This is a genomic window from Streptomyces purpureus (genome assembly GCF_014648195.1).
Classification (GTDB): Bacteria; Actinomycetota; Actinomycetes; order Streptomycetales; family Streptomycetaceae; genus Streptomyces; species Streptomyces purpureus.
In genome coordinates this window covers 1-894 of the sequence record NZ_BMQQ01000064.1, presented here as the reverse complement: position 1 = coordinate 894, position 894 = coordinate 1, and the positions used below count along the sequence as shown (strand labels likewise).

At 71.5% G+C, this 894-nt stretch carries 1 protein-coding gene; it reads right to left on the bottom strand.

Annotation, left to right across the window (positions count from 1 at the left end; genetic code table 11):
* Positions 1-363: 363 nt before the first annotated feature.
* Entirely contained in the window at positions 364-666 is a 303-nt protein-coding gene (locus IEZ01_RS34260) for a DUF3303 family protein (protein WP_019891745.1), read from the bottom strand.
* Positions 667-894: the final 228 nt, after the last annotated feature.

Here is an 894-nt window from a genome sequence, read left to right as displayed (position 1 = left end):
GGGGCGGTGGAGAGGCCCAGGAGAGCGGCGGCGAGGGCGAAGGCGGCAAGCTGCATGCGAGCAGCATCACCTCGGCCCGCCGCAGCCGCCCCGCAGACCGGGCCGGGCGGATGCCGACGTTCCACCGCAAGGGCCAGTCGGGGCGGCCGCCTGCGGCCAGGAGGGTGGGCCGAGCCGGTCAGAGGTGGTGCGCGGTGGCGCGTACGGACCCACCCGGACGGCCACCCACCGGCCGGCCGGCGCCGGTCCCCCCGGCAGAGTCTCGGACGCTGCCCGTGGTGCCGGAGCGCCGGGCGGGGGTGAAGAACGCAGCTGGGGCGCCTGCCCTGCCGCCTGTGGCGGAGGCCAGGCGGCAGGGCAGGGTCAGCCTTGGCGGGACTGGAGGGTCTGGAGGCCCTTCTTGAGGTCGTCGGCGTTCATCACGGGCACGACCTCGACCTCCGCGCCAAGTTCCATGAAGAACTTCTCCGACACGACAGGCAGCTGCGAAGGGTCCGGCATATCGAAGACGAAGATGCAGGAGCGCCTGCCCATGCTGGGGAAGAAGTAGGCCGCCTCCGGCTTGAGCTGCTCCATCACCGACTTCATCAGCTCCGGCATCTTGCCGTTGCGGATCGCCTCGTTCCCGGACTCCGTGTCGACATGGGCGTGCAGCAGGACCCTCATGGCGTTCACTCCTTCGGCGCAACCAGGGCCGGCGCGGTCCACTCCGCGCGCACGCTGAAGCCCGGTGACGTCCCGCTCAGCGTCACCGAGGGTGACGGGGGCGGCAACATCTCGTCGACCGTCCGTGCATACGGCGCCCCCGGGCCGGTGCGGATGCTGTTGGCGAATTCGGGGGTTGGTTCTACTTCGCCCCGTCGAGCGTGAGCTCGGCGGGGCGAAGTGCTGCGA

Bases quoted from the DNA above. Each gene is read 5' to 3' on its own strand.
- IEZ01_RS34260 (WP_019891745.1), bottom strand. From the start codon at position 666: ATGAGGGTCCTGCTGCACGCCCATGTCGACACGGAGTCCGGGAACGAG.